Below are 25799 nucleotides of genomic sequence, written 5' to 3' on the forward strand. Positions count from 1 at the left end.
TAAGCATGATTACTATGGATCCGATCTCTCCGATATATATCATTGCTGTTTCGCTGGGAATAGCTTTTTTGATGGGTGTGCTGGGAAAATCAACGAACCGTTTTTCGTATTTTCTTTTGCTGGGAGGCCTGTTGTTCAACGCGGTCGTGTCGTTTCAGTGGGTTTATTACCTGCTTCATGATCTGACAGGGCCACAGAACATTTTTACCGCCGGGTTTAAACCTCCTTTTTCCATCAACCTTTTCATGGGCATTGAAGAGTCAGTGATCTCAGGAATGATAAACCTTGCCGGCTTGCTGGGTGCGGTTTATATGGCCCCAGCCATGAAAAAGAACGGTACAGGAAGCATGATGGTTTTCCTTGTGCTCTTCATGAGCCTGAATGTGATTTCCTTATCCCGCGACCTTTTTAACATATTTGTGTTCCTGGAAGTAGGAAGTATTGCCGTTGCCGGACTTGTCATCCTTGAGAAAGGCCTCCATGCCGTTTCTGCCGGGTTTAAATATATGGTTGCTACCAGTGTGATCGGAAGTATCCTCCTTATCGGAATCATCTTCATGTACTCGTTTACCGGATCGCTTAACCTTGACCAGATCATCGGGGATTCTACCCTTTTCAGACAAGGTGCAATGATTTCCCTGTTCCTGATCCTGATAGCTGTAATCCTCGAATTAAAACCGTTTCCGGCTAACGGGTGGGCACTGGATGTTTACCAGGCCGCTCACCCTGGCTTGTCTGCCATGCTTTCTTCCGCTGTTGCTACGGCTAATCTTTATGTGTTGTATAAGTTTTCAGGAATGGCTTCGGAGGGATTATTACACTTTCTGAGCCTGATCGGTTTGCTGACTTTTGTCGGATCCAACTTCCTGGGTATCAATCAAACAAATGCCAGGCGCCTGCTTGGGTATTCTTCTGTCGGACAAATTGGGCTGCTCGTGGCAATTATCGGTTTGTTACCTCATTCCGGCAATAATTTTAAAATGATTTTTATCGGTATCCTGGCCAGCCACTTTTTCGCCAAAGCGGGCTTGTTCTGGCTCGCAGGTATTGTCAGGATGGATGAGCTGAAGAAATGGTCTGCACTTCGCCAAAAACCGGTGCTGCTGTTCCTGTTTATCACTTTTATTTTAGCACTCACGGGGTTTCCCCCATTCCCTTCATTTTGGGGGAAATGGCAGTTGGTGATGGAACTGGCTAACCATGGTCAAATTGCTGCCATCATTGCTTTGCTGGTGGGTTCGGTTTTTGAAGTCGTTTATTTGTTTCGATGGATGGGTTACTCCATCAAGCTGGATACGGTCGAATTGCCAAAGGTGAACATTTCTGAAATTATACCGGTTATCCTCTTCGGCTTGGGTCTGTTTATCAGCGGGTATTATATTTCCCAGGAAACCGCTTTTGGAGATACCATCAACTTTTTGCCAATACTCGTGGTTGTCGTTCTGTTACTGGTCGATTTTCTTCCGGCGTATATTAAAAACACACTTTCCATACTGGCCACAGGATGGTTTGCATATCTTCTCCTGCCAGGTCAGGATCTGTTGAAGCAGATCTTTACGGTCATTTTCCTGGTTGGGGGAATCTTAACACTCATCCCGGGTTATCAGGTAAAAGGGAAAAGGGCCGGTTTCTACCCGTCTGCCATGCTGATGTTCGGGGGTCTGGCTCTGCTGCTGGAAGCCGAAAACATGCTGCAGTTCTTTTTTGCATGGGAGTTAATGACCATTGGTTCGTATTTTCTGATCATACGTGGGAAAAAATCCATGGTTCATGCATATAGCTATATCTTGTTTTCCGTTGGTGGTGCATATCTGATCCTGCTTGCTTTTGGAATGGCTTCCATTGGGAATACCGGACTAAGCCTTAACCTGCTTTCACAGATTGGATACTACCCTGCTGTTGCCCTTGCTTTGCTGGCGGTTGGGTTCATGACCAAGACCGCCTCCCTTGGACTGCATATCTGGCTCCCGGGCGCCCACGGTGAAGCTGAATCCGATGTTTCCCCGATGGTTTCAGCCATCCTCCTGAAGGCCGGGGTATTCGGATTGATCCTGCTTATGCTCTCTGCAGGAGGTGAAAACAACCCTTATGAATATCTGTTTTATATTCTGGGATGGATTGGCGCCTTAACCGCCCTGGTTGGTAATCTTGGGGCTGTCTTCCAGGAAGATGCCAAACGCTTGCTGGCCTATTCAAGTATTGGACAACTCGGGTACATCCTGTTTGCATTTTCTATCATGTCGCAGCTAGGATGGCTAACCGGATTTACCTATACCATTAACCATTTCATGTTTAAAGCCATTCTCTTCCTGGCTGTTGGGGGGATCGTTTTGCGCCTTAATACTCACAATATGTACGAAATGGGGGGGCTTATCAAAAAAATGCCTTTCACTTTTATTGCCCTGCTGATCGGGATTATAACGCTTGCCGGCATTCCGCCTCTTTCCGGGTTTGCAGGTAAGTGGCTCTTTTACAATGCAGTGATATTAAAAGGATGGTACTTTCAGGGGGCCATTGTGTTCTTCGCCGGTACTATTGCATTCCTTTACTGTTTTAAACTTATTTATTCCATTTTCCTGGGACAATTGAAGGATAACCACAGGAATGTGAAAGAATTGCCTTTCTGGTATCTGCTTCCGCAATATGTATTGATATTGGGAATTATGGTTTTCTCAGCCAAACCTGATTTACTATTGAAACCTTTAGGAATCGCCCTTTCATCGGCTTTCCCATCTGACCCCCTTACCTGGAATGGAACCACCGCCATCAGTAAACTGGGATACTGGGATGCCACAACGATCATGATGGTCATCGGGGTGATGTTTGTGATTTTACTGGGCTGGCTGATGTTGATGAGCCGCAAAGCCCAAAAGGTTAAACAATTTAATATAGTATATGCAGGGGAGAGGCCGGAACGCCCTGAACTGACACATGTTTCTCATAATATTTATGCAGGATACAATAAAGCGCTCGGGTTCATTGTAGAGCCGGGAATCACCAATTTCTGGAACTACATCACGAATACCCTGGAATCGTCCGGTAATTTTATCCGGCAACTATACAGTGGTAACGGGCAAAGCTATATCATTCATTTGGTATCATATATAGTTATAGTTTTTATCATTTACATAAGTGGCATATAGATGGAAATTTCTGTGAGCAAAATACTCTGGACATTACTCGGGTTATTTATCGTTCTGAACTGGGGACTGATCATGGGAGGGATCATGCGGAAAATCGTTGCCCGGGTGGGTAAACGATACGGCATCCCGGTATACCAGCCTTACATCGACCTGATCAAAAACTATGCTATCAGGTCGCAGATCACCCACGGGGTTATGTTTTACCTGGGACCTGTCTTCCGGCTTTCAGGAGGTGTCGGGATCTTTCTCTTCCTGCCCTTAATCTTTGGTTCACCACACTGGTCAAATTTCTCTTTTTCCGGCGACCTGGTGCTGATCCTTTACTTCCAGTTTTTCGGTATGCTGGGTATGGCCCTGGGGGCCGGAGAGGGTGGACACCCATATTCTGCTATCGGTATCAGCCGCGGACTGTCGCAGTTCACCGCTATTGAAGTCCCGATGACCCTGGCCGTCATATCCCTGGCAATACAATACCAGACTTTGTCAATCTCCGATATTGTAGCTGCCCAGCAAGGCGGAATAACATCCTGGACCCTGGTAACAAACCCTTTTGCAACCATCGCAGCCATGCTGTCACTGCTGGGAGCTTTCGGACATTCCCCTTTTGACCTGGTAAAAGCGCCTAACGAGATCCCCATCGGACCACCCACGGAATACCACTCTACCTACCTGGGTGTCCTGCGCACCAATGCAGCCATCTTACATGTGGTGGAAGCCGTACTCTTCATGAACCTGTTCTTTGGCGGCGCAAACAACTGGTTCGAACTCATCCTGAAAACATTCCTTATTTATTTCTGGAGTGTTTTTGTCGGGGTCGTTTTCCCAAGGTTCAGGATAGAACAGTCGGTGCGTTGGTTCCTGAAAGTACCACTGCTGTTGGGCATCATTGCGATTATCATATTCATTTAAGAAAACCGGGCACAACATGAAAGAGACAACAAATAACAACAAATTTCTTCATGAAGAAAACAAACCGCGCAAAGTGCTTGCGCCCGACGGGAGTATCATTGAGATCGACCCGATAAGAGATTACTTCTGCGAAGATCGCCCGCAGGTTTCAAAGCCGGGAAATAAGGTGGTAGAGAGATTCCTGAACTGGGCAAGGGCAGAATCGATATGGGTTTTGGGGTTTGGGACAGGATGCGGAAGTATAGAGATACCTCCCCTGATGACCCCGCGCTTCGACGCTTTTCGCTTCGGAGTGCAGACTCGCCCTACCCCCCGGCAGTCAAATGCTTTTATCATTTCCGGTTACCTTTCGGTGAAAACCCTCAAAAGGGTTATCCGAAGCTATGAACAGATGCAAAACCCCAAGTATGTGCTTGCCCTGGGCAGCTGTACCATCAATGGGGGTATGTACTGGGATAGCTACAATACCATCAACAGGCTTGATCATTATATGCCGGTGGATGTTTATATTGCCGGTTGTATGCCACGCCCCGAAGCATTGCTCGCAGGGTTCATGAAACTCAAAGAACTGATAAAACAAGGCAAGGCCGAAAACGCCAATAAATATATCGAGAACCTTGATTGGTACAAAGCCAACCAGAAAAAGATCATCAAGGATTGGAATATGCCCGATTATAACTGGTAAATCATGAAAAAAATCATAGATAAAATAGGCTATAAGTTCAACCTTTCGGAAATCCAATATCAACGGGATAACCTCACTTTCTTTACCATTGATAAGGAAAGCGTGGTTCAAATGCTTACATACCTGCGTGATTATGAGGGATTCAGCCATTTTGTGCTTATGACCGCCGTGGATTGGATTGAAGACGGTTTGTTTCAGTTAACCTATATCCTGAATAATCCCAAGGAAAAGGTTGACATAGGCATTCGTACCGTGATATTGCGGGAAAAGGCGGAAATGACCACTGCTCATCATTTGTGGAACCAGGTGGCAACGTACCAACGGGAATTGAAGGAGATGTTTGGTATACACTTCCCGGGAAGTCCGCGTATCAACGAGCCTTTCCTGCTGGAAGGATGGGATGATATCCCGCCAATGCGCCGGGATTTTGACACGAAAAAATATTCAGAAGAAACATATTTCCCTCGTCCGGGACGCAAGACCCATGACCCGGCTGAGTACATGAAACAAAAACTATATCCCAATGAATAAAATGCATTGGCTGGATCCGGGATACGACCGCGCCAATTATCCTGAGAAAAGAAGCGATGGTAGCTTTGTGGTGGATAAGGCATCGCAAAAATTTGTGAAAATATGGCAGGGGCCCAATCATCCCGGTGTCACAGGAAACATGTCTATCGAACTGACTGTGAGTGGGGATGAGATTATAGAGGCAAAAACTCATGTTGGATATCTGCACCGTGGTTTTGAGAAACTTTTTGAACGGAGGAAATATATACAGGTCTTCCCTACCTGCATCCGTATGTGTGTTGCCGAACCTGATTACAACGAGTATAACCTTGCCGCCGGCGTCGAGGAACTGGGTGGAATAGAGATTCCGGAAGCAGCTTCATGGTTGAGAACCTTAGTCCTTGAGATGGCACGCCTGCAGTCATTGCTGAGGGTTGTCCCCGGACAGGGCGGGACCACAGGGCTTGGTATCGGTGTACAATGGGGTGTTTATCTTCGGGATCTTATCCTGGATCGTTTTGAGGAACTGACCGGCGGCCGTGTCTATCATATGTTTATTATCCCGGGTGGTGTCCGGGGCCTGCTCCCATCCGGTTTCAGAAAAAGGATGAAGGAAAACCTTGCTGATATTGATGAGTTTATCGGTAATATCGATAAAGTGATGTTTAACAATGCCGTTTTTAAAAAGCGAACGGTAGGTGTTGGAATCATTGATCCCTCCTGGGTAGACAGCTACGGTATAGTAGGCCCCAATGCACGTGCTGCCGGGTTTAAAAGAGATGTGCGAAAGGATTACCCCTACCTGAAGTATAAGGAACTTGATTTTGACCCTCAGACAGCCACTGAATCGGATATTTACACGCGATCACGCATCCGTTGGCACGATCTGATCATGACAGTCGATCTGATCCGGCAGATCCTGGATAAAATCCCGGACCAGGGAGATATCAGAGCCAAAACCCCCAATGTGCTTCACTGGAAACTGCCCAAAGGTGAAACTTATGTCCGATCCGAATCATCACGTGGGGAATACGGGTTTTACATGGTATCCGACGGATCGGCTTACCCCAGGAGAATCAACCTTCGCGGGCCAAGCTATACTCATGCGGTTTCCCTGCTGGAAAAAATGCTGATCGGTGCTAATATTGCTGATGTTGCCAGTATCATGGTTTCCTTGCAAACCTGTCCGCCCGAAATTGAACGTTAACAATCTTAATGAATGACGGTATGAGTTCGATTAAAGATATATTATCCCCGTTTACCGCCTGGAAAAACCTTTTCAAGGAACCGGTGACCATCAAAGATCCTTTGAGGGAAAGGCCAGGTGCTCCCCGTTACCGGGGATTTCATAAGAATGATGTGAATGCATGCATAGGATGTGGAACCTGCGAGTCGATTTGTGAAAATGAAGCCATCGATATGGTGCCTGTGGAAGGATTTAACCCAAAAGATGGCGATAGCGGCCTGCGACCAAGTATCGATTACGGTCGCTGCTGCTGGTGCGCTTTGTGCGTTGACGTTTGCACAACCGGTTCACTAACCCTGTCGAACGAGTATACCTGGGTGGATACCGATTCGGATAATTTCAGGTTTATACCCGGTATTGACAGGAAATCATGGGAAAATAATGAGCCTGGCTGGAAAAAACCGGGTAACGGATATGAATTATATGACCTTGAACGGGTGAAGATGGAACACCTCGGGCCTGAACAACGCGATGAATCCTTTATCGAAATCATACAAGGTTTCTCGAAAGAACAGGCAGAGAAAGAAGCCGACCGCTGCGTGGAATGTGGTATCTGCACTGCTACATGCCCGGCCCACATGGGCATCCCTGAATATATCAAGGCAATCAGAAACAACGACCTCGAGGAAGGATTACGCATTTTGTACGAAACAAACCCTCTTCCCGAAATCTGCGGACGTATCTGTACCCATAAATGCGAAAGTGTTTGCTCTCTCAACCACCGTGGTGAACCTATCTCAATACGCTGGCTGAAAAGATATATTGCCGATCAGAACCCTGCAGAAAAGTATAAGGAGATCCTGGAAACTGACACCGTTAACAAAAATGGAAAGAAGGTAGCCATCATCGGATCCGGGCCTTCAGGACTGTCGGCAGCCTACTATTTATCTAAGATGGGATACGAGGTGGAAATCTTTGAAAAATTGCCTCAGGCGGGCGGTATGATGCGATTTGGAATTCCTGAATACCGTTTACCTTACGACCAGTTGGATAAGGATATAAATTATATTTTATCGCTGGGTGTGAAGATACATTACAACATAACCGTTGGTAAGGATATCACCCTGGATAAAATGGGAAAAGAATTTGATGCCGTTTTTGCCGGAACCGGTTTGCATCTTGGACGCAGCACCCGTGTTGAAGGAGCAGATCATCCGCACGTTTACCAGGCCATTGAACTTCTCCGTAAGATAACCCTTGAGGAAGAGATCCATGTGGCTGAGAAAATTGTGGTTATTGGCGGAGGGAATGTAGCTATGGATATTACCCGTTCGCTGGCACGCTTGCAAAAGCAGAAATACGGAAAAGTGCAGGTCATCGCTACCAGCCTCGAAGTGGAAGAACAAATGCCTGCCGATCGTGAAGAAGTGGTAGAAGCGCGTGAGGAAGGAGCCACCATTTTCCCGGGATGGGCCCCGCAGAGAATTGAAATCCGGGATGGTAAGATAACCGGACTGCATGTTGTCCAATGCTTATCCCTGTTCGATGCCGAAGGTAAATTCAACCCCCAGTGTAACCTGGATAATGCCCGATTCTTCGAGGGAGATATGGTTGTGGAATCAATCGGACAAGGTATGGATCTGAGCTATATCTCTGAGGATATCAAAGAAGACCTTGAAATGGGACCACGAGGCAGGATAAAGGTTAATGATTATTTTCAAACCAGCGTTCCGTGGTTATTTATGGGAGGCGATACTATCCAGGGACCGGATGTTATTCACGGTATTGCCAACGGCCATAAAGCCGCCCTCGGTATCGATAAATATTTATTTGGCGACAAAAACTAATCAACATGGATGTTTCAGTAAGTTACATGGGATTATCCCTGAAGAGCCCGATTATTGTCGGTAGCTCATCCCTGACGGAAAATGTGGAAAATTCTATTGCCTACCAAAAAGCTGGCGCTGGTGCCATTGTCTTAAAATCGCTTTTTGAAGAACAGATCCTGCATGATGTCGACGAACAACGTCTGAACAATATGTACGGCTCGTTTAACGATCAGGAATACTATGCTATGTATTTCAGTAAAAAGCACAACCTGACTCAATACGTAAACCTGATCAAAAAAACGAAAGAAGCACTCGATATCCCTGTCATTGCCAGTGTCAATTGTGTGACGGCAGATGAATGGATTGCCTATGCGAAAATGATAGAAGATGCAGGAGCAGATGCCCTTGAAGTAAACCTCTTCCTGCTCCCGGCCGATGTAGATATCTCCGGCCTGGAAAAAGAAGCTATTTATTTTGAGATCATTGAAAAGATCGGAAATGCCATTTCCATTCCCTTTTCCCTGAAAATAAGCTTCTATTTCTCAGGATTGGCCAATTTTGTCTACCAATTATCTAAAACAAAAGCCTCTGCTGTTGTTTTATTCAACAAGTTTTACAGCCCGGATGTGGATATAGAAAAGGAAAAAGTAATATCAGGAGATGTGCTTAGCTGTAAAGAACTAAATACCATGACACTGCGATGGATCGGTATCCTGTATGATAAAGTTAATATTGAACTGACGGCTTCCCGTGGCATCTTTACAGGGGAACACGTGATAAAAAATCTGCTGGTCGGTGCTCAGGCTGTTCAGGTAGTATCAGCAATTTACAAGGAAGGACCAAAGGCCATTGAATCTATGATGAATACGCTGACTGATTGGATGCTCAGGCACAATTATGATACCATTGCAGATTTTCGCGGAAAAGCCAGCCAAAAAAATATAAAAAGGCCTGTACTTTATGAGCGTACCCAATTTATGCGCTATTTCTCGGATGCAGGGTATAAATAATCTTTTCTTCCCTTACTGCTTGTAACAGATCCTGGATTTTATTGCAAAACCATAATTGCAATTATATCTATTTATGCGTAATTTTAACGAAATTATCATTTGTCGCAAAGTGAACCATGCACTTGTGAGTTAAAAGTGATGATTCAAAACGTATAAAAATCTGAAAAATGAGATCCCTGATATCCTGTTTGGTCATTGCCTTAATTATCCCCTTTTCTTTTTCCCAGAAAAATGTATATAAAGGCAAATATTTTAATGATATTGCTGCATTTTCAGAATCCCCAGCATTAAGGGATGTTGTACCAATCTCCCCCGAACCCCAAAGAACCATTGCGGAAGAATTCAATCACATGCAAAAAGGGCTTCCGGTTGCTCCCTATAACGCCAGTCCTATTGTGCGGAATCATATCCTAGATGAACTGAGTAATGATCCTGTGGAAATAATCCATAATTTCGAGGGAGTGGGCAATGTAAATATGCTTCCCAATCCGGATACAGAAGGCGATGTGGGGATAAATCATTATATACAGATTGTAAAAAGCTCATTTGCCATTTGGGATAAGAGCGGCGATCTGCTGTATGGTCCGGCGGATAATAAAACTCTTTGGGCTTCACTTCCCGGGCCCTGGCACGATAAAAACTGGACCGATCCAGTTGTCATCTATGACCCCATAGCCGACCGTTGGATCGCCACCGCCATGGTTTATGACCTTTACGTGGAATACTGGGAGATGATTGCCGTTTCAACCGGTCCGGATCCGCTCGGCTCATGGTATTGCTATGCCCTGCACTTTACAGGAATGCCCGATTATCCCAAAGTGGGGGTCTGGTCAGATGGCTATTACCTGACTATCAATGAATATTTTATCTCAACCTCTTTTAGCTACCTGGAAGGTGCCGGTTTGCTTGTTTTTAACAGGGATGATATGATCAATGGCAATCCGGACCCCGCTATCCTGCATTTCCTGGCGGATGCTCCTACCCAGTTCTTTCTTACTGATCCGGCCAGCTTCCTGCCGGCAGATATTGACGGCCCACCCCCACCTGAAGGCACGCCCCATTACCTGGTTACCATCCGTGATGATGCCTGGGGATATGATTTCGACCATATCTGGCTGTGGCAGTGTATTGTTGATTGGGACGATACGGCAAACTGTGTTTTCGAGGAGGTGGCGAAACTTGAGACTGAGCCTTTTGATGCCAACTGGGACAATGGTGTCGGATGGGTTACCCAACCCAATACGGGTACAAAGCTGCACGGATTGGGTCAGTTCATGATGTATCGCCTTCAGTACCGCAATTTCGGGGATTACCAGTCGCTGCTTTGCAACCATACCATTGATGTCGGGAATGACCACGCGGCTGTCAGATGGTATGAGTTACGCAAGCATGATTCCGACTGGGAAATATTTCAGCAAGGAACATTTGCACCTGACGCTGACAGCCGTTGGATGGCAAGCGTTGCAATGGATAAAGACGGAAACATTGGCCTAGGATATAGTGTTTCCGGGACATCTACCTATCCTTCCATCCGGTTGAGCGGGAGGAACTATTATGATACGCCCGGAACCATGACCTTTGCGGAGGCAGAAGTCGTAACAGGTGAAGGAAACCAGGCAACGAATGTCCGATGGGGCGATTACAGCATGATGGGCGTAGACCCCTCGGATGACCTTACTTTCTGGTATACCCAGGAGTACCTTCCCTATACAGGATGGAATACCTGGCAAACCCGTATCGCTTCATTTCAGTTGCATAAAAACCTCACGCCTTCAGCTGACTCCCTGGTCTTTGAAACTATAGAGGAATGTATGGATGGGAAAGAAATTTCCTGGAAAAACAATTCTTCCTATGAGGTTACCATCACAGATATTGAACCGGAGGGATATTTTAATGGTCCGGCCGCATGGTACATCGACCCATGGCCAATTTCCCTGCCTGTAATCCTTCAACCGGAAGATTCACTGGTATTTAAGGTTAAGATTGATTTCCCGACCGATCAAATCCCTGGGTATATTTCAGATACCCTCGACCTGACAACAGATTACAAGGTTCACCGTATCCCTGTTTTTGTCAATGATGATCTGCTTACAGGGGTTAGAGGTACTCCAGGAAAGGATCATTCACCTGTTGTAATAATCCGCCCCAACCCATTTATAGAGCAAACAGAGATACAGGTTGATCTTTCCGGGCCAGGAATCACTGAAATAATCCTTTACGATATCAGTCTTGTTGAAGCGGGAAAGATCCAGCCTGCAGAATACAAAATGGCCGGGCAATACCGCTATGACGTGGGTCATGGGCTTCCAAAAGGGGTGTATATTTTGAGAATCCGGTTTCAGGATGAGATCGTTGCAAGGAGGTTGGTTAAAATCTGAGGGGGGTGGTGAGGGATACTTTTTGCCCTTGCAAGGTCTCTATGATGATGGAGTCATCCTCAATGTAAAATGATTTCTCCCCGGAGATTTTAAATTCCCCCTTAAAGGGATTTTTCAGGATTATTTTGCCTCCTCTTTCAGGGGAAATTTCAATCTTTTCAATATTCCCTTCCTTCATTTCAGCAGATATCAAAAAGCCTCCTTCAGCTCTTAGCTTTGTAAACCGGATATCGACCCATGATGCCGGGATAGCAGGAAACAGGACAACTTTTCCTATATGGCTTTGAAGAAGCATCTCCTGTAATCCTGCTGCGAATGCAAAATTGCCTTCGAGTGTGAATGGCCTGTATTTGAAGCTGGAATAACCCCGGTTATATTGCTCCCCGTTAACATGGAATGAGTTTATGGAACAGAAGTTTTCAGCAAATATTCTCAGAGAATTGGCTGCACCTTCACCATCCAGTGCCCTGGCCTGGATGTTTCCCAGCCAACTGTAAGAATAACCCACCCAGGCAGCGGTTCCATGATCAAGAAGGTTGTTTATGGATTTGGATACTATATCCCGGGAAGTTTCCCCTTGAGACACATCAATTAGCCCCAGAGGATGGATAGCCATCAAATGGGAAAAATGTCTGTGGGATTCAGTAAAAGGCATGCCGGGCACTACCATTAAACCTGTTTCTTCATCCACCGCCAGGTCAGGCCATTCCTTCCCGATACTGTCCCATTTGGCAGCATCTGCTGAATATCCCAATTCCTCCGCCAGCTCGGCTGCTTTTGCAAAAGTCCAATGTATCAATGAAAGATCGAAATTGCTGGTTTGGTCAAACCAGGCCTGAGGTGAGTTATCAAAGATTTCAGGACTGGAACTCAAGGGGAGTTTTCTTTTACCGTTTGAATTTTTTACGGAAAGCTCATCCAGGTGAACTGCTACATCGTGCAGCCAGGGATAGGCTCGTTTTTCCAGGAATTCTTCATCTTTCGAGTAACGCCAGTGCAGATAAAAGTGTTGAGCCAGCCATGCAGAGACTGTCGGGCCGAATGAATACTGTATCCAGCCTCCCATTGGCTCGCCGGCCAGTGTGCTAACTCCGGGAACATTCAAACCGTTTGTTCCGAAATACTCTTGAGTATACTTCCTGAAAGCAGGTTTGCAACTCCAAAGCCAATCAAGAAACCCCTTTTCCAGATCCAAATGGTTGGAAGAATATGCCGGCCAGTAACTTAGCTGGGTGTTGAGGTCATGGTGAAAGTCTCCTTTCCAGGGAGGAATGTTGCCATTGTCGGCGGTCCAGACTGCCTGTAATGAAATAGGAGGGGACCCCTGACGCGCAGTTGATCCGAATTTATACATCTCAAGATACCATTGCCTCTGCAGAACGGAATCGGGGATGATAATGCTTGATTGACCCCAGAAATCCCCCCACCACTTTTTATGTGTCGAATAATCGTTATGATATCCTGATTGAAGATGAGAATCCGTTATGTCAGACGCGTTTTTATTCTCTTCCGATCCAGGGTAAGAAGAGCTGATGCTCCAACATCCGTATTGGGTTTTCGCTGATCTTTGCCATTGGATGGCGATCATATAAGAGAACCCTCCCCAGCCATCCTGCTCATAAGTAATGTTAGCTTCATTTTCTCTGATTCTGCCTTTGTCATATCCAAGGCTTCCCAGGTTATTCCCGCTTACGGAGTTCCATTCTCCTGAATCAGTCAATGATTTATACGGCGGAGGCTCCAGTTCCGGTCGTATGGATTGCCCGGTGCCCTCAAACCAATACCAGCCAATCGGCTCCGTCGCATGGATAAAAGAACAGAACTTTACCCCACTTTCCCACGTGATCTCGCAAAGGGCGTCGTAAACAGATAAACGAACGGATTTTATCTTTCCCAGAGATGAGATGTCGAATTCAATGGCTCCCGCCGGAATTTTTGTAGGGCCGGGATTAACCTCATAAGGCTGATCAAATAATTTCTGAACCTCCCCATAGTTATTGTTTTTCCATTGGTCATGTACCCAGGAAAATTTCCACTTTTCCCCGGAAAAGTTTTCAATGGGCCGAAGATCCCATAGATCTGCACGGTCGAGTGATATCCTTAACTTCCCGTCGCTCTGCCACAGTAATGCACCCAGCATACCGTTCCCTAAAGGGATGGCTTCATCCCACCGGCTGGCAAGGCTGTCGCTGACAAGATCATAATCCTGTAAATGACAGGATGGCGATTGCCTGCAACTGTTTGAGGTCGCTAATATCAGGAAATAAACCACTATCAAACCTACCCTGGAAGCAATCATATTCGAAAGAACACTGCTCAATCTTAAAATATGGGTTTTTTGAGTTGTTGTCGTGAACAATTCTTTGTAGATTAAATTTTAAACATACTTATAATGAAATCTTATGTTGAGTTTTCTTTAGAATTGATTAAAGTAAATTCAGATATTTCTCCAGAAAAACATTCAACCCACAAACCCTGAAATTACCCGATAGCAAATAGTCCTCATCCTCATTATTGATTATTATGTAGTTTTGATCGGTATTAAGAAATTGCACAGCTTCCGTATTTCCTCTTGATGGTTTTATCCCGGATCCAAATTTGATTTCTATTCCGGCTATTGGAACATCCGCTTTTGTAATTACCAGGTCAAGTTCTGCTCCGTCATGAGTCCTGAAAAAATATACTTTGCGATTTGCCGGTAGCAATGGTAAAATCTGTTCAATAACAAACCCTTCCCAGGAAGAACCTTTCTTCGGATTTCCATACAATTGCTCTTTATTGTCAATTCCATTAAGATAATGAAGCACACCGGAATCACGGATATAAACTTTTGGAGACTTGACCAATCTTTTTTTCGTATTGGAGTGAAAAGGTTTTATGGTTCTGATTAAAAATGCATCTTCAAGAAATGAGATGTACTTTTTAATTGTATGTACACTTAAATCCAGACTTTTACCCAACTCCGAATAATTTACAATATTTCCATGATAATGAGCAAGCATGGTCCATAGTTTTTCCCCTGTTATCCGGTCACCGGTGAACCCAAGATTAGGTAAATCCCTTTCAAAATAGGTTTTTACAAAGTTATTCATCCATTGGATCCAATATTTTTCGTGCAGAAAGGGATCAGGAAACCCTCCTTTTACCCATAACTGGTTAATCTCATGTTCAGGAAAGATTTCCGGGACTAAAAACGGAGTAAGCTCGTAATAAGCAATTCTACCCGCCAATGATTCAGAACTATCTCTTATCAAATCAGGTGATGCGGAGCCAAGTAACAGAAACCTTCCCGGCCGCCTTTTTTGGTCAATCAGGCCTCTGAGTATTGGAAAAAGGTCTTTTTTCCTTTGTACCTCATCAATTATAACCAATGCATCTGTAAACTGTTCAAGATAGGTTTCAGAATCTTCCAGCTTCACAAAATCATTTGTTAACTCCAGATCAAGATATATTGATGATTTGAACTTATTTTTAATGTGCCTGGCGAGCGTTGTTTTACCAACTTGTCGGGGCCCGATAATAGCAACGCACGGAAATCCTTCGAGGAGATCAAGGATATGCTTTTCTGATAATCGCTTAATCATTTGACAAATTTACTAAATAAAACTAATAATTTGAATCCTGAGTTCAAAAATTTAGTTTTATTTAGACGGGCTAATAATTAATCGAAACAAGATGATGTAATGAAATCGCGCTATACTATAACTCCAGCTGTTAATTTTCCTGTAACCTGCAACCTGCAACCTGCAACCTGATCCTCATCATCCCGCCTCCCCACTTAAAATAAGCTATTTCTCCTCTTCGCTTTCTCTAAACAGCTTTACATTCATGGCGGAAGGACCTTTCTGACCGGCTCCAACCTCAAATACCACGAGATTCCCTTCTTTGATATCTTCTTCGGTATTGTTTACATGTACAAAGACACTTGCTTTGGATTCAAGGTCTTTGATAAATCCATAGCCTTTTGAATCATTGAAAAAGCTTACTACGCCTTTTCTAATCTGGTTGCCTTCTCTTTTTGTTTGTTGAATGGGAACGCTGATCACAATATCTTCAGCCTTGATCACTTCTTTTTGGGCCGGGTCGGGGGGGGTGTCGGTGATTCTGCCATGCTCATCAACATAGGCGATCATATCGTCAAGACTGCTGTTTTTCTCGTTTTCTTTCCTGGCAGCCCGTTTCTTTTCTTTTTCTTTTCTTTTTTTCTCTTTCCTGGTTCTGACGTCTTTTTTATTGAATGATTCCTGAGATCTTCCCATAAATTCTTTTGTTGTTATGACTTTTTAAGGTGTTTTTAATATACTACCATACAATAATAAAAAATGCCCTGTGCCCATTCCCGGGGGAATGGGCAGGGCCAATTTTTTCATAATATAAATGCAGCTTGATGTTAAATTTATCAATAATTGTCCTTACGGGGCCTTGCTTCATTCACCGTAAGCGGTCTGCTGTTGAAGTCTTTACCATTGAGCGACTTTATGGCATTATTGGCTTCTGAATCATCTTCCATGACAACAAAGCCAAAGCCTTTGCTCCGGCCACTAAACTTATCGGTAATTATCCTTGCAGATTCTACCTGTCCAAATTCACTGAATATCTTTTCCAGTTGCTGTTCTGTAACCTTGAAATCAAGGTTTCCTACATAAATGTTCATTGTGTTTTAAAATTAAATTATCAAACTACATGGACTGAACCTCCTGTGATTGTTACAGTTCCATGTTTTTCGGATTCAAAATGAAGAGCTAAAATTTCTAAATTCTATGGAGGATATTAGAAATAATTGCGCATTGTCTTAAATCAGAATTTTGCAAAGATACACAAATAGTTTGCATAATTATACTATTCTGAAAAACATATAGAGAAAACCAAAGGATTTGAATCCGAAAAATAAAATAGAAGCTATGTAATGTATATCCCGGAATGAATAGGAAATTAAGATCCCTGGTGTCTCTGGTTTGCTATTTGATGATTTTAAACGATTTCGTTAATCCTGTAGTTGTGTTTGAAATTTTCAGGAAGTATATGCCTTTCCTGAGAAAAGCTGTGTTAATGTAAACTCTGCTTTCATTTTCAATAATCCCTGCTTCAACAGCTTGTCCTGTTATACCGGTTAAGCTTATGTGGATTTGATTTATATCATTATTATCGGTCATCCTGATATTCAAAACATCAGTCACAGGATTGGGATAAACAGATACCCATGCTAAATTATCGGACTTCTCCATAATGGCTGTATAAAACCAGATTACCTCCACATATTCAGGATGATCGATAAAAGGGTTCCTGTTTCCCTGAATATCATAAACAGTGTTATTTCTATCGGTTTCTTTTGAGCTGACCGGATCGGCCATATGCCAGTCCCAAAGCAGCTCAAGTGCCCAGGGTTTTGGCTGGGAACCATTGAACATATCACTACCCGGCCATGTAATGTCTTCTTCATAATAGCGGGTAGCCATATAGAAAAAACCGCGGGCAAGGTCTCCTTTGTATTCATCAATGGGCTCAAAAACAGTTCCTGAATAACCCGGGGAAATGCAATTGCCCAATTTTGAGCTATTTAAGGATGTCCAGCTTGCATTGCCAACTTCACCATAGGGATGATTGCCTCTCTGTCCGTTTACCCATCCATCGGTCGGATAAATGTGAAAAAGATCGGAGTACATCGGGTAGATTTCACCGCCAAACCAGCTTTTTGGGAAACTATGCTCACGGTTGTAGCAATCCCCTTCCTGGGTATAATTTCCGCACTGATCGGTAATGAACGTGTATTGATATGGCGGTGTGCCCCCCGGAATGTCGGAGTATATGTCCCAGACTTTTCCATTGGGCTTTTGGTCGGTCAGTTCAAACAGTTCCCAGAGCTCTCCATAGGTTACGGTAGTATGATCATCGATGATGTCATGCAATGCCTCCTGCAGCATTGTTCCGTTTAAGCCTGCAGCATTGTCGTAATACCCGGGCGGGATCTGGCCTATTCCTTGCTGAAAGGCAATGAGAATAATTATGACAATATAAAAGTGCTTGAATAAACTCATGGCGTTAAGAGTTGTGACTTTATTTATCATGCGTATAGTTGTCCTACAAGGCGTAAAATTAAATAAATTCCAATAGATGGAGGATTATCTTGTTGATTACACATGAAGTTATTTGAATATAACAGAAGTGCTTGATAGGGGTAAAAATATGTCGCGGTTTCAGTTGTCCATAATTGAACATAAATTAAATTTTTTGAACACTTTTTCGATCATTTTTCTAAATAATAGTTACCTTAATGAATAGACAAACAACGCATTACATAAATGGCATATTTTTAGGTATTTATCCTCTGTCAGTGCCATTAACCAAAACAAATAGTCATGTTCAGAAGTTTTTTGATATCAGCTTTCCGCAATATTTTCAAGTATAAGACTTTTTCGTTTATAAATATTGCTGGATTATCCATTGGTATTGCCGTGAGTATTTTTGGTTTCCTTTATGTTTACCATGAGCTTAGCTATGATAAATTCAATAAGAATTCAGAGAAAATATACCGGATAGCTGTGGATGCGCTTATCGGAAGTACGGATATTTACCAGACTTTTACTCCTGCTCCCATGGCTCAGGCCTTGTACAATGAGTTTCCCGAAATCGACAAGGTTTGCCGTATTACCAATCCTACAGAAATTGAATATACTGTTGGCGAAAAAAACTACCTGATAGAGAATACCTTTTATACAGATTCAACATTTTTCGAAATATTTACATTTCCTGTTGTATACGGTAAAACATCAAAGCTTCTGAACGAACCGTATACTGCTGTCCTGACAAAAAGTACCGCGGTAAAATTATTTGGAGACAGGAATCCTGTAGATGAAATCATTGAAAAAGACAGTACGGTTTTTAAAATTATTGCAGTTGTGGAAGATGTCCCTGCAAATTCACATTTTAACTTTGATCTGGCATTGTCATTGACAAGCTTTGATGGCATGTATAATGACAATAACTGGTTCAATAATAATTTCAGAACCTACATCATGACCCATGAAAATGCGGATGCGGATAATATTCAGGAAAGATTGCCGGATTTTACTGATAAATACCTTTTTAACGGCAGATACTCGGAGAACACCGCAAAAGGGAACAAATGGGTGTTATATCTTCAATCCCTGGAGTGTATTCATCTGGATTCACATATCAGAGGGGAGTTTAAGCCCAATGGGAACAGGGAGTATGTTCAGATTTTCATGATCGTTTCGATCTTCATTTTACTGATAGCTTGTGTCAATTTTATCAATTTGTCGACAGCCCGTTCCGCTACAAGGGCAAAAGAAGTGGGTATACGAAAGGTTGTGGGTTCAAACAGGAGAATTCTTTTCTGGCAGTTCTTCGGAGAATCTATGCTTATAACCTTCTTTTCTTTGTTAATTGCTTTATCCATCGTGGAAATTGTCATTGGTCTTTCCGATTTTACAGGACTTGATTTTTCCATGTCCTATCTGAGCAATCCATATACCATTCCGCTGCTGTTACTACTGGTATTGATTGTGGGAACAATATCAGGAATCTATCCTGCTATGGTACTTTCTTCATACAGACCATTGGTGGTATTAAAAGAAAAAGGCATCACCAGTAAAGGTGCAGGTTGGTTCAGATCCGTTCTGGTGGTAATTCAATTTACAATCTCGGTAGGTCTTATTGTAGGCACTGTAGTGATCTCAAAGCAGTTAAACTTATTGCAGAATGTTAATCTTGGCTTTGATAAAGAGCATGTTGTAACTATTGAAAATGTGGACTTGCTGAAGGGTAACACCAGGTCCTTCATTCATGATATCAAGCAATTATCCTTTGCGGAGGAAGCCTCAAATGCCCACCGCCTGCCCGGAATGAGATTGATCAACATAGGCTTTGGTGTCAACAATTTTGAAACAAACTTTTCCCTGAATCTCATCCTTTGCGATGAAAATCTTTTGGATGTATTGAAATTTGAGTTGCTTGCAGGAAGATTCTTCTCCGGTGATTTCCCTACCGATACAGCCGCTATCGTTATCAATGAGTCTGCAGTAAAGACATTGGGATGGACCGTTGAGGAGGCATTGGGACAAAAGCTGAATGACTGGTCACCTGAAAGGAATATGTTTCATGTTATAGGTGTAGTGAAGGATTTCTATTATGAATCAAAACACAATAAGATACAACCCATGGGATTTTTACTTTACGAAAGGTGGTTTGGGAATGGGACGGAACTGGCTGCAATCAGGATGAAACCCGGCGATACTAAATTTCAGCTTACTGAAATAGAAAAAATCTGGAACAATTATGGTTCGGAAATACCCTTTAAATACTCCTTCCTGGATAATGAATATGATGCAATGTACAGAAATGAGATGACAACCCAAAAGCTATTCATTACATTTTCCTTCCTGGCAATTTTTATAGCCTGTCTGGGCCTGCTCGGTCTGGCATCCTTCATCATTATGCAAAAGACCAAGGAAATTGGAATCCGGAAAGCATTGGGCTCATCATTATTTGGAATTTACTGGTTTATATCTCAGAAATTTGGCAAATGGGTTATCATTGCTAACGTTATAGCTATTCCACTTTCATGGTTTTTAATGAAACGCTGGCTCGAAAACTTTGAATATCGCATCTCAATAAGCTGGTGGATATTTCTGCTTGCCACAGTGATTTCTATCTTAATAGCATTACTTACAACATTTTATCAAACAATCAGAGCTTCAAGGGCAAATCCCGTAGACGCACTACGCTACGAATAACATGGTATACATGTCGGATCGTTAACCTGCAACCTGCCCCCTGCCCCCTGCAACTTGCCCCCTTTTTCCCCCTCTGCTTTTCATTCAGTATCCCTCAGAATTGAACGGATTTTGTCGTACGTTTTTTGTAAATTCGATTCGTTTCTGAAACAAAACAATAAGTAATACTATGAAAAGGATATTCAGCATTCTTCCGGTTTGTTTATTTTCCTTATTTGCTTTTTCCCAACATACCTTTAATCCGGTTACCCAGGCAGTTGGACTGGAGGTCAATACCCAAAACCTCGGGCAGGCTGTTGGCTGGGGGGACATCGACAATGATGGTGACCTTGACCTTGCCTATTCCTATTCCAACCCTGCGGAATTTAAACTTTACAGGAATGATGAAGGGATGTATACCGATATTACCACTGTTGCAGGCCTGACGGGCATCAGCGCCTGGACGATAATTTGGGCTGAGGTTACGGGTGACACCCTGAATGACCTTATAACAAGAAGCAGCCTTTACAGAAATAATGGTGACTACATTTTCATATTTGCGGGAAATATCGCCGGACAAATCAGTTCGGTTGCAGATTTTGATAAGGATGGGAACCTTGATCTTTTCGATAGAAGCCTGCCAGGAATTAAAACTGGTGATGGATATGGAAATTTTACGATTGAATATCCATTGGATGTTCAAGGCGTCAGGTCAACGGTTTGTTTCGATTTTGACCTCGACGGAGATATTGATGTTTTTGCAGGAACAAGTGACCAATACGAAAACAAGCTTTTCAGGAATGACGGGAACATGGTTTTTACGGATGTTACAAACGGCTGCGGAATGGTTATGCAAAATGATATTTATGGTGTTGCTGCAGGAGATATCAATAATGACGGGTATCCTGATATTTATGCGGCGGTTCATAAAGACCAATTGGAGGATCCCGGGAATTATCTTTTCCGTAATAACGGTGATGGTACTTTCAGCGATATTACTACGTCAGCTGGCACCATCGGTCAACCTTCAACGAGAACTGCCAGTTTCGCTGATGTAAACAATGATGGCTGGCTCGATATCCTTGTCGATGATCATTATCATGGCAATTTTCTTTACCTGAACAATGGTGACGAAACCTTCGATGAAGTAGCCGATGAATTGAATATCAGGGATGTCGTAACTTCCTGGGAGATCGGAGGGGATTACTTTGGCACATCCTGGGGTGATTATAACCTGGACGGAGCCATAGATTTTTTCGGTTCCGGCCATATGAGCAGGCAAAAACTTTATGAAAACCAGAATTGCCCGAACAATTTCCTGAATATTGAACTAACAGGTACGGTATCCAATTACAATGCCGTTGGAACCCGTGTTGAGGTCATTACAGGAAGCATGCATACATATCATACCGTAATTGCCGGTGACGGCGGAAATAATTTTCACAGTTATCCGCTTGAAATCGGACTGGGTGATGAAACTACAGTGGATGAGATCAGGATCTATTGGCCCAACAGTGATGTTCAATACTTGTATGATATTCAGGCAAATACATTTTTAAAAGTAACGGAAGGCAATCCGGTTTCGGTTTCGGGAGAAGGAATTCCTGGTGATATGGAATTATTTCCGAATCCTGCAACAGAAACAGTAACTTTCAGCATCAACACATTTTTCTCAGAACCGGTTGAGATAACCATATTCAGCTCTGATGGCCGTGCTTTGATTTATGAAAAAATTGAGATAGCCGGATCGTACACCATTCCTGTTCGACACCTGGCAGGCGGTTTGTATGTTGTCAGGATTCATTCCGCTAAATATTCGAATGTGAGTAAACTGATCGTTAAATAAATGAAATGTATTCTGTGATTTCCCCTGCACCTTTATCCCGGAAAGTAAAAAGTCACAATAGATTTATGAAATTGGGGCTTTCTAATGTGCCCTATTGTGACTATTGTGGTTTATATTAAATGAATATCAGGAATGATTAATAACAAGTTACAGGTTGCTACCTGTAACCTGCAACCTGTAACCTGTAACCTGAAACCTGCAACCTGCAACCCTTTGTTAATGTTTCCCGATACTCATATAAAATAAAATTAGCTTTCTGATAAATATAGTGTATCTTTGCAGCAAATTATGGTTTGATAATTTGTGCATTTAGCTGCTGATTCCTTCCTGATCATTGGTTTATAACTGCCCGATTTTTAAATCCCCTGATTAGTAATTATTTAACAGATAGGAATGCTTTAAATAAGTTTGGCTTGTTTTTAATAATGCGTTGCGAAAATAAGATTGAACAACAGCAATGCACTCATAATAAATGATGCATCCAAACAAAAGTAATTCCTATCTCAAACATTTAAACATTTAGTAAGATGAACATTTATGTAGGAAACCTCGATTTTGATGTAAAAGACGAGGAGCTTAGGGAAATATTCGAAGAATATGGAACTGTGGATACCATTAAGATTATTTCTGACAAATATACCGGAAGAAGTAAAGGCTTTGGTTTTGTGTCAATCCCGGATAATAGTGAAGCAAATAAGGCCATTAAAGGTCTGAACGGGACTACACTGGGAAACCGTGAAATAACCGTTAATGAAGCCAAGCCAAAGAAAGATAGTTTTTACAATTAATCAATGCATTATGGAAAAAGGAAAAGTAAAATGGTACAATGAAGCCAAAGGTTTTGGATTTATTGAGACCAATAACGGCAACGACCTATTCTTTCATCGTAGTGGTCTGGTCAGCTCCTATGCTGTACTTGAAAACGACGAAAAGGTAAGATTTGAAACAAAGGAAGGCCCGAAAGGACTGTACGCCGTGAACATTGAATCTGAAAAATAACAGTTTTATATAGAAACTATTATATTCTCAAAAACCCAATACAACCCATCTGGTTGTATTGGGTTTTTCTTTTTCAGGATGTCGGTAATCCTCAAACCTCACCAAAGGATTGTCTGCCTTTTATCGATTTGGTTGCAAATATTCTAAAAACCGGAATTTACGCATCGGATTGATTGTAAGCAATTTGAGATACCCGGGAAATTGTTACAAGGAAAAAAGATGTTAAGATTTACCAATCTTACCAAGAAATCGGGAATGAAAATCTCTCTTTCCTGAAAAAAAAGTGATCTTTAAGCATTAAAACCAAATTAGCCTTTTAAGTCGATCAACATTTTAATTGTACGTTTCAAGTAACCTTCACCGGATTCTGTTAGGGGAAATGGTTGAAATAAAAATCTGATTATGGGCCAAAGAAAACTTTTGATTTCCTTGCTGGTTGTATTTGGCTGGCTGGGTGTTATTGCACAGAACAACTGCCTGGAGTTTAATGGAACTTCACAATATGTGTCAGTACCCGATAATAGTTCGCTTGATCTGTCATCGGCCATGACCCTCGAGTTTTGGGTCTATCTTTCAGGCACTGATGGCAAAGTAGTACTATCTAAATCGAATAGTGATGCTGATGAGAATTTCAGGATTTATATCAAGCAAGCGGATGATCAAATTTATTTTGATTATGGCAACGAGACCCAATATGCACAAACCTATGAATTCACACTGAATTTATCCACCTGGTATCATATGGCTTTTTCCGTATCCGCAGGAAATCCTGGAAAGATTTACGTGAACGGAGTTGAAGCCACAACCTATAGTCCTGCAGTAGCAAATGCGCCTACACCAATTCCAACAAATACCCATGCCATGGAAATTGGAGGAGGTACTGCATATCCATCATATTTTGCCGGAAAGCTTGATGAAGTCCGCATTTGGAACGACATCCGCACCGAAGACGAAATCCGCCAGAATATGTACCGGGAATTGCCTGATCCGGCATCAGAAACAAACCTTGTTGCCTATTATAAGCTAAATTCAACCAGTGGAACAACTGCAACAGATTCCAAAGGAAGTAATACAGGAACCCTGACTAATATGACTGGCAGCGAATGGCAAACCTCTTCTGCTATATTTGGTCCGAAAAATTGTTTAGAATTTTCTGGCGCCACTGAACATGTGAAAGTCGCAACATTAAGCCCATCTTTCACCCAGGGAACAATTAGTTTTTGGATAAAACCAAAAGCAACTCCTGTAAACCATGCAAGGGTACTTTCAGATTATTGGGATGATGATGAAATTTATCTTTCTAGTGGCGTGGGGAAAGTAGCAACCTGGCATATGATTGATGGAGATGAATTAATGTCATCAAATCCTTTGCCTAATAATAAATGGACACATGTTGCAATTACTATGGATAATTCAAGTTCAAAGCTTTACATAAATGGTGTGTTAGATGATGAGTCAGGTCCATCAGATACTGATATTTCAACGGATTTCGAAATTGGGGGTTATAGTACTAGTGGTAATTATGAAGTAGTTAATGGCTATTTGGATGAGTTCCGTATATGGAGTGTTGTTCGAACAGAAAAGGAAATCCGTGAATATATGTGTAAAAATCTTACAGGAAATGAAGATAACCTAATCGCATATTATAATTTTGATAATGTTTCAGGAATTACCCTTCAGGATTTTTCAGGTAATGGTAATGATGGTACATTAACCAACATGGACAATTCAGACTGGGTATATTCCTCTGCATACAACTTCTGGCTGAACACCTCATCTTCTTCCTGGTCAACGGCAACGAACTGGAGCCGGGGTAGTGTTCCTCTTGTTAATGGGACTGCCAACCTGGGTATATTCAGTTATAGCGGAGGAACCGCACCGGTATTTGCCAATTCCAGTGAAGATAGTTTTGATAATGTTGTATTGGATATGTCTTCTGACTGGAGCCTGGGTGACTGGATACAAATAAAAGGAAATCTAATATTAGAAAGTAATATGGATTTGAATGGCAATAGTATTTATCTTATAGAAAATGCCATGCTGGTAGAAGATGAAGGACGCCTTTACGGAAGTAGTGGAAACATACAGATTTCACGAATCCTGAACAATATAAATGAAAATGTTGCAGGACTGGGAGCAGAAATTTCAACCAGTGCTAATATGGGATACACAACAATTTCACGAACCCACTCAGCTTCATCTAATCCGGTGAGTATTGAAAGAAACTATAATATCGTTCCCTCGAATAATTCCGGTTTAAATGCCACCCTGGCGTTTCATTATCACGAAGATGAACTGAACGGACAGGCAGAAAACGACCTTGTTTTGTATAAATCCTCAGACGGTGCGAACTGGTCGCGCCAGAATAGTTCATCTGTCAATACTAATGCCAATATAATAACTTTAACAGGAATTGATGGGTTTTCGCATTGGACAGCCTCAGAAGGACATTACCTTACAGGAAATGCACTCGATTTTGATGATGCCTCCAGCCAGGATGTTCTTATTCCAGATCATGATGATTTTGATTTCACTACAAATTATACTCTTGAAGCATGGTTCTATTATACAG

General features: G+C 42.6%; 18 protein-coding genes. 13 read left to right on the top strand and 5 right to left on the bottom strand.

Translation table 11 applies throughout. The annotated features are described in order from the left end of the window. The first annotated feature begins 5 nt into the window (after positions 1–5). The 8 genes from KKA81_15820 (at position 6) to KKA81_15855 (ending at position 11650) form a co-directional block, all read left to right on the top strand. Positions 6–3143, top strand: coding sequence for an NADH-quinone oxidoreductase subunit F (locus tag KKA81_15820; GenBank protein ID MBU2652396.1), 3138 nt, complete (start codon positions 6–8; stop codon positions 3141–3143). Then, positions 3144–4052, top strand: coding sequence for an NADH-quinone oxidoreductase subunit H (locus KKA81_15825; GenBank protein MBU2652397.1), 909 nt, complete (start codon positions 3144–3146; stop codon positions 4050–4052). A 16-nt stretch (positions 4053–4068) separates the two neighbouring features. Continuing rightward, a complete protein-coding gene (nuoB, locus tag KKA81_15830) occupies positions 4069–4737 on the top strand; it encodes an NADH-quinone oxidoreductase subunit NuoB (GenBank protein MBU2652398.1) in 669 nt (222 codons plus the stop codon). Between the two features lie 3 nt (positions 4738–4740). Further along, positions 4741–5268, top strand: a complete 528-nt coding sequence (locus KKA81_15835) for an NADH-quinone oxidoreductase subunit C (GenBank protein ID MBU2652399.1) — start codon at positions 4741–4743, stop codon at positions 5266–5268. Between the two features lies 1 nt (position 5269). Beyond that, positions 5270–6454 carry an NADH-quinone oxidoreductase subunit D gene (locus KKA81_15840; GenBank protein ID MBU2652400.1) on the top strand — a complete coding sequence of 395 codons (1185 nt, stop codon included), beginning with the start codon at positions 5270–5272 and terminating at the stop codon, positions 6452–6454. An 8-nt stretch (positions 6455–6462) separates the two neighbouring features. Further along, entirely contained in the window at positions 6463–8280 is a 1818-nt protein-coding gene (locus tag KKA81_15845; GenBank protein ID MBU2652401.1) for an FAD-dependent oxidoreductase, read from the top strand. Positions 8281–8285: 5 nt separating this feature from the next. Then, entirely contained in the window at positions 8286–9272 is a 987-nt protein-coding gene (locus tag KKA81_15850; GenBank protein ID MBU2652402.1) for a dihydroorotate dehydrogenase-like protein, read from the top strand. 167 nt (positions 9273–9439) lie between these two features. Then, positions 9440–11650: a T9SS type A sorting domain-containing protein gene (locus KKA81_15855; GenBank protein MBU2652403.1), complete on the top strand. Its 2211-nt coding sequence runs from the start codon at positions 9440–9442 to the stop codon at positions 11648–11650. Here the strand turns inward: KKA81_15855 and KKA81_15860 are convergent. The 5 genes from KKA81_15860 to KKA81_15880 all read right to left on the bottom strand — a co-directional run bounded on the left by KKA81_15860 (position 11640) and on the right by KKA81_15880 (position 17685). After that, on the bottom strand, positions 11640–13970 hold the full coding sequence (locus tag KKA81_15860) for a glycoside hydrolase family 95 protein (protein ID MBU2652404.1): 2331 nt from the start codon (positions 13968–13970) through the stop codon (positions 11640–11642). The genes KKA81_15855 and KKA81_15860 overlap by 11 nt on opposite strands. 106 nt (positions 13971–14076) lie before the next feature. Beyond that, positions 14077–15234, bottom strand: a complete 1158-nt coding sequence (locus tag KKA81_15865; GenBank protein ID MBU2652405.1) for an ATP-binding protein — start codon at positions 15232–15234, stop codon at positions 14077–14079. 204 nt (positions 15235–15438) lie between these two features. Next, on the bottom strand, positions 15439–15909 hold the full coding sequence (locus tag KKA81_15870; GenBank protein ID MBU2652406.1) for a cold shock domain-containing protein: 471 nt from the start codon (positions 15907–15909) through the stop codon (positions 15439–15441). A 140-nt stretch (positions 15910–16049) separates the two neighbouring features. Beyond that, a complete protein-coding gene (locus KKA81_15875; GenBank protein ID MBU2652407.1) occupies positions 16050–16304 on the bottom strand; it encodes an RNA-binding protein in 255 nt (84 codons plus the stop codon). 304 nt (positions 16305–16608) lie between these two features. Next, the gene (locus KKA81_15880) at positions 16609–17685 is read right to left on the bottom strand and encodes an endonuclease (protein ID MBU2652408.1); all 1077 of its coding nucleotides are present in this window, start codon (positions 17683–17685) and stop codon (positions 16609–16611) included. A 321-nt stretch (positions 17686–18006) separates the two neighbouring features. Here KKA81_15880 and KKA81_15885 point away from each other — a divergent pair, with 321 nt between their 5' ends. The 5 genes from KKA81_15885 to KKA81_15905 form a co-directional block, all read left to right on the top strand. Beyond that, complete coding sequence (locus KKA81_15885; protein MBU2652409.1) at positions 18007–20403, top strand: ABC transporter permease; 2397 nt, start codon at positions 18007–18009, stop codon at positions 20401–20403. Positions 20404–20572: 169 nt separating this feature from the next. Next, a complete protein-coding gene (locus tag KKA81_15890; protein ID MBU2652410.1) occupies positions 20573–22228 on the top strand; it encodes a VCBS repeat-containing protein in 1656 nt (551 codons plus the stop codon). 527 nt (positions 22229–22755) lie between these two features. Beyond that, positions 22756–23016 carry an RNA-binding protein gene (locus tag KKA81_15895; protein MBU2652411.1) on the top strand — a complete coding sequence of 87 codons (261 nt, stop codon included), beginning with the start codon at positions 22756–22758 and terminating at the stop codon, positions 23014–23016. Between the two features lie 10 nt (positions 23017–23026). Continuing rightward, complete coding sequence (locus KKA81_15900) at positions 23027–23227, top strand: cold shock domain-containing protein (protein ID MBU2652412.1); 201 nt, start codon at positions 23027–23029, stop codon at positions 23225–23227. 402 nt (positions 23228–23629) lie between these two features. Continuing rightward, positions 23630–25799: LamG domain-containing protein (locus KKA81_15905; protein MBU2652413.1), on the top strand; the 2170-nt coding region annotated here is incomplete at its 3' end.

The organism is Bacteroidota bacterium, assembly GCA_018831055.1.
Classification (GTDB): Bacteria; Bacteroidota; Bacteroidia; order Bacteroidales; family B18-G4; genus M55B132.

Coding starts and splice junctions, on each gene's coding strand:
- KKA81_15820 (MBU2652396.1), top strand. CDS start 6: ATGATTACTATGGATCCGATCTCTCCGATATATATCATTGCTGTTTCG.
- KKA81_15825 (MBU2652397.1), top strand. CDS start 3,144: ATGGAAATTTCTGTGAGCAAAATACTCTGGACATTACTCGGGTTATTT.
- nuoB (MBU2652398.1), top strand. CDS start 4,069: ATGAAAGAGACAACAAATAACAACAAATTTCTTCATGAAGAAAACAAA.
- KKA81_15835 (MBU2652399.1), top strand. CDS start 4,741: ATGAAAAAAATCATAGATAAAATAGGCTATAAGTTCAACCTTTCGGAA.
- KKA81_15840 (MBU2652400.1), top strand. CDS start 5,270: ATGCATTGGCTGGATCCGGGATACGACCGCGCCAATTATCCTGAGAAA.
- KKA81_15845 (MBU2652401.1), top strand. CDS start 6,463: ATGAATGACGGTATGAGTTCGATTAAAGATATATTATCCCCGTTTACC.
- KKA81_15850 (MBU2652402.1), top strand. CDS start 8,286: ATGGATGTTTCAGTAAGTTACATGGGATTATCCCTGAAGAGCCCGATT.
- KKA81_15855 (MBU2652403.1), top strand. CDS start 9,440: ATGAGATCCCTGATATCCTGTTTGGTCATTGCCTTAATTATCCCCTTT.
- KKA81_15865 (MBU2652405.1), bottom strand. CDS start 15,234: ATGATTAAGCGATTATCAGAAAAGCATATCCTTGATCTCCTCGAAGGA.
- KKA81_15870 (MBU2652406.1), bottom strand. CDS start 15,909: ATGGGAAGATCTCAGGAATCATTCAATAAAAAAGACGTCAGAACCAGG.
- KKA81_15875 (MBU2652407.1), bottom strand. CDS start 16,304: ATGAACATTTATGTAGGAAACCTTGATTTCAAGGTTACAGAACAGCAA.
- KKA81_15880 (MBU2652408.1), bottom strand. CDS start 17,685: ATGAGTTTATTCAAGCACTTTTATATTGTCATAATTATTCTCATTGCC.
- KKA81_15885 (MBU2652409.1), top strand. CDS start 18,007: ATGTTCAGAAGTTTTTTGATATCAGCTTTCCGCAATATTTTCAAGTAT.
- KKA81_15890 (MBU2652410.1), top strand. CDS start 20,573: ATGAAAAGGATATTCAGCATTCTTCCGGTTTGTTTATTTTCCTTATTT.
- KKA81_15895 (MBU2652411.1), top strand. CDS start 22,756: ATGAACATTTATGTAGGAAACCTCGATTTTGATGTAAAAGACGAGGAG.
- KKA81_15900 (MBU2652412.1), top strand. CDS start 23,027: ATGGAAAAAGGAAAAGTAAAATGGTACAATGAAGCCAAAGGTTTTGGA.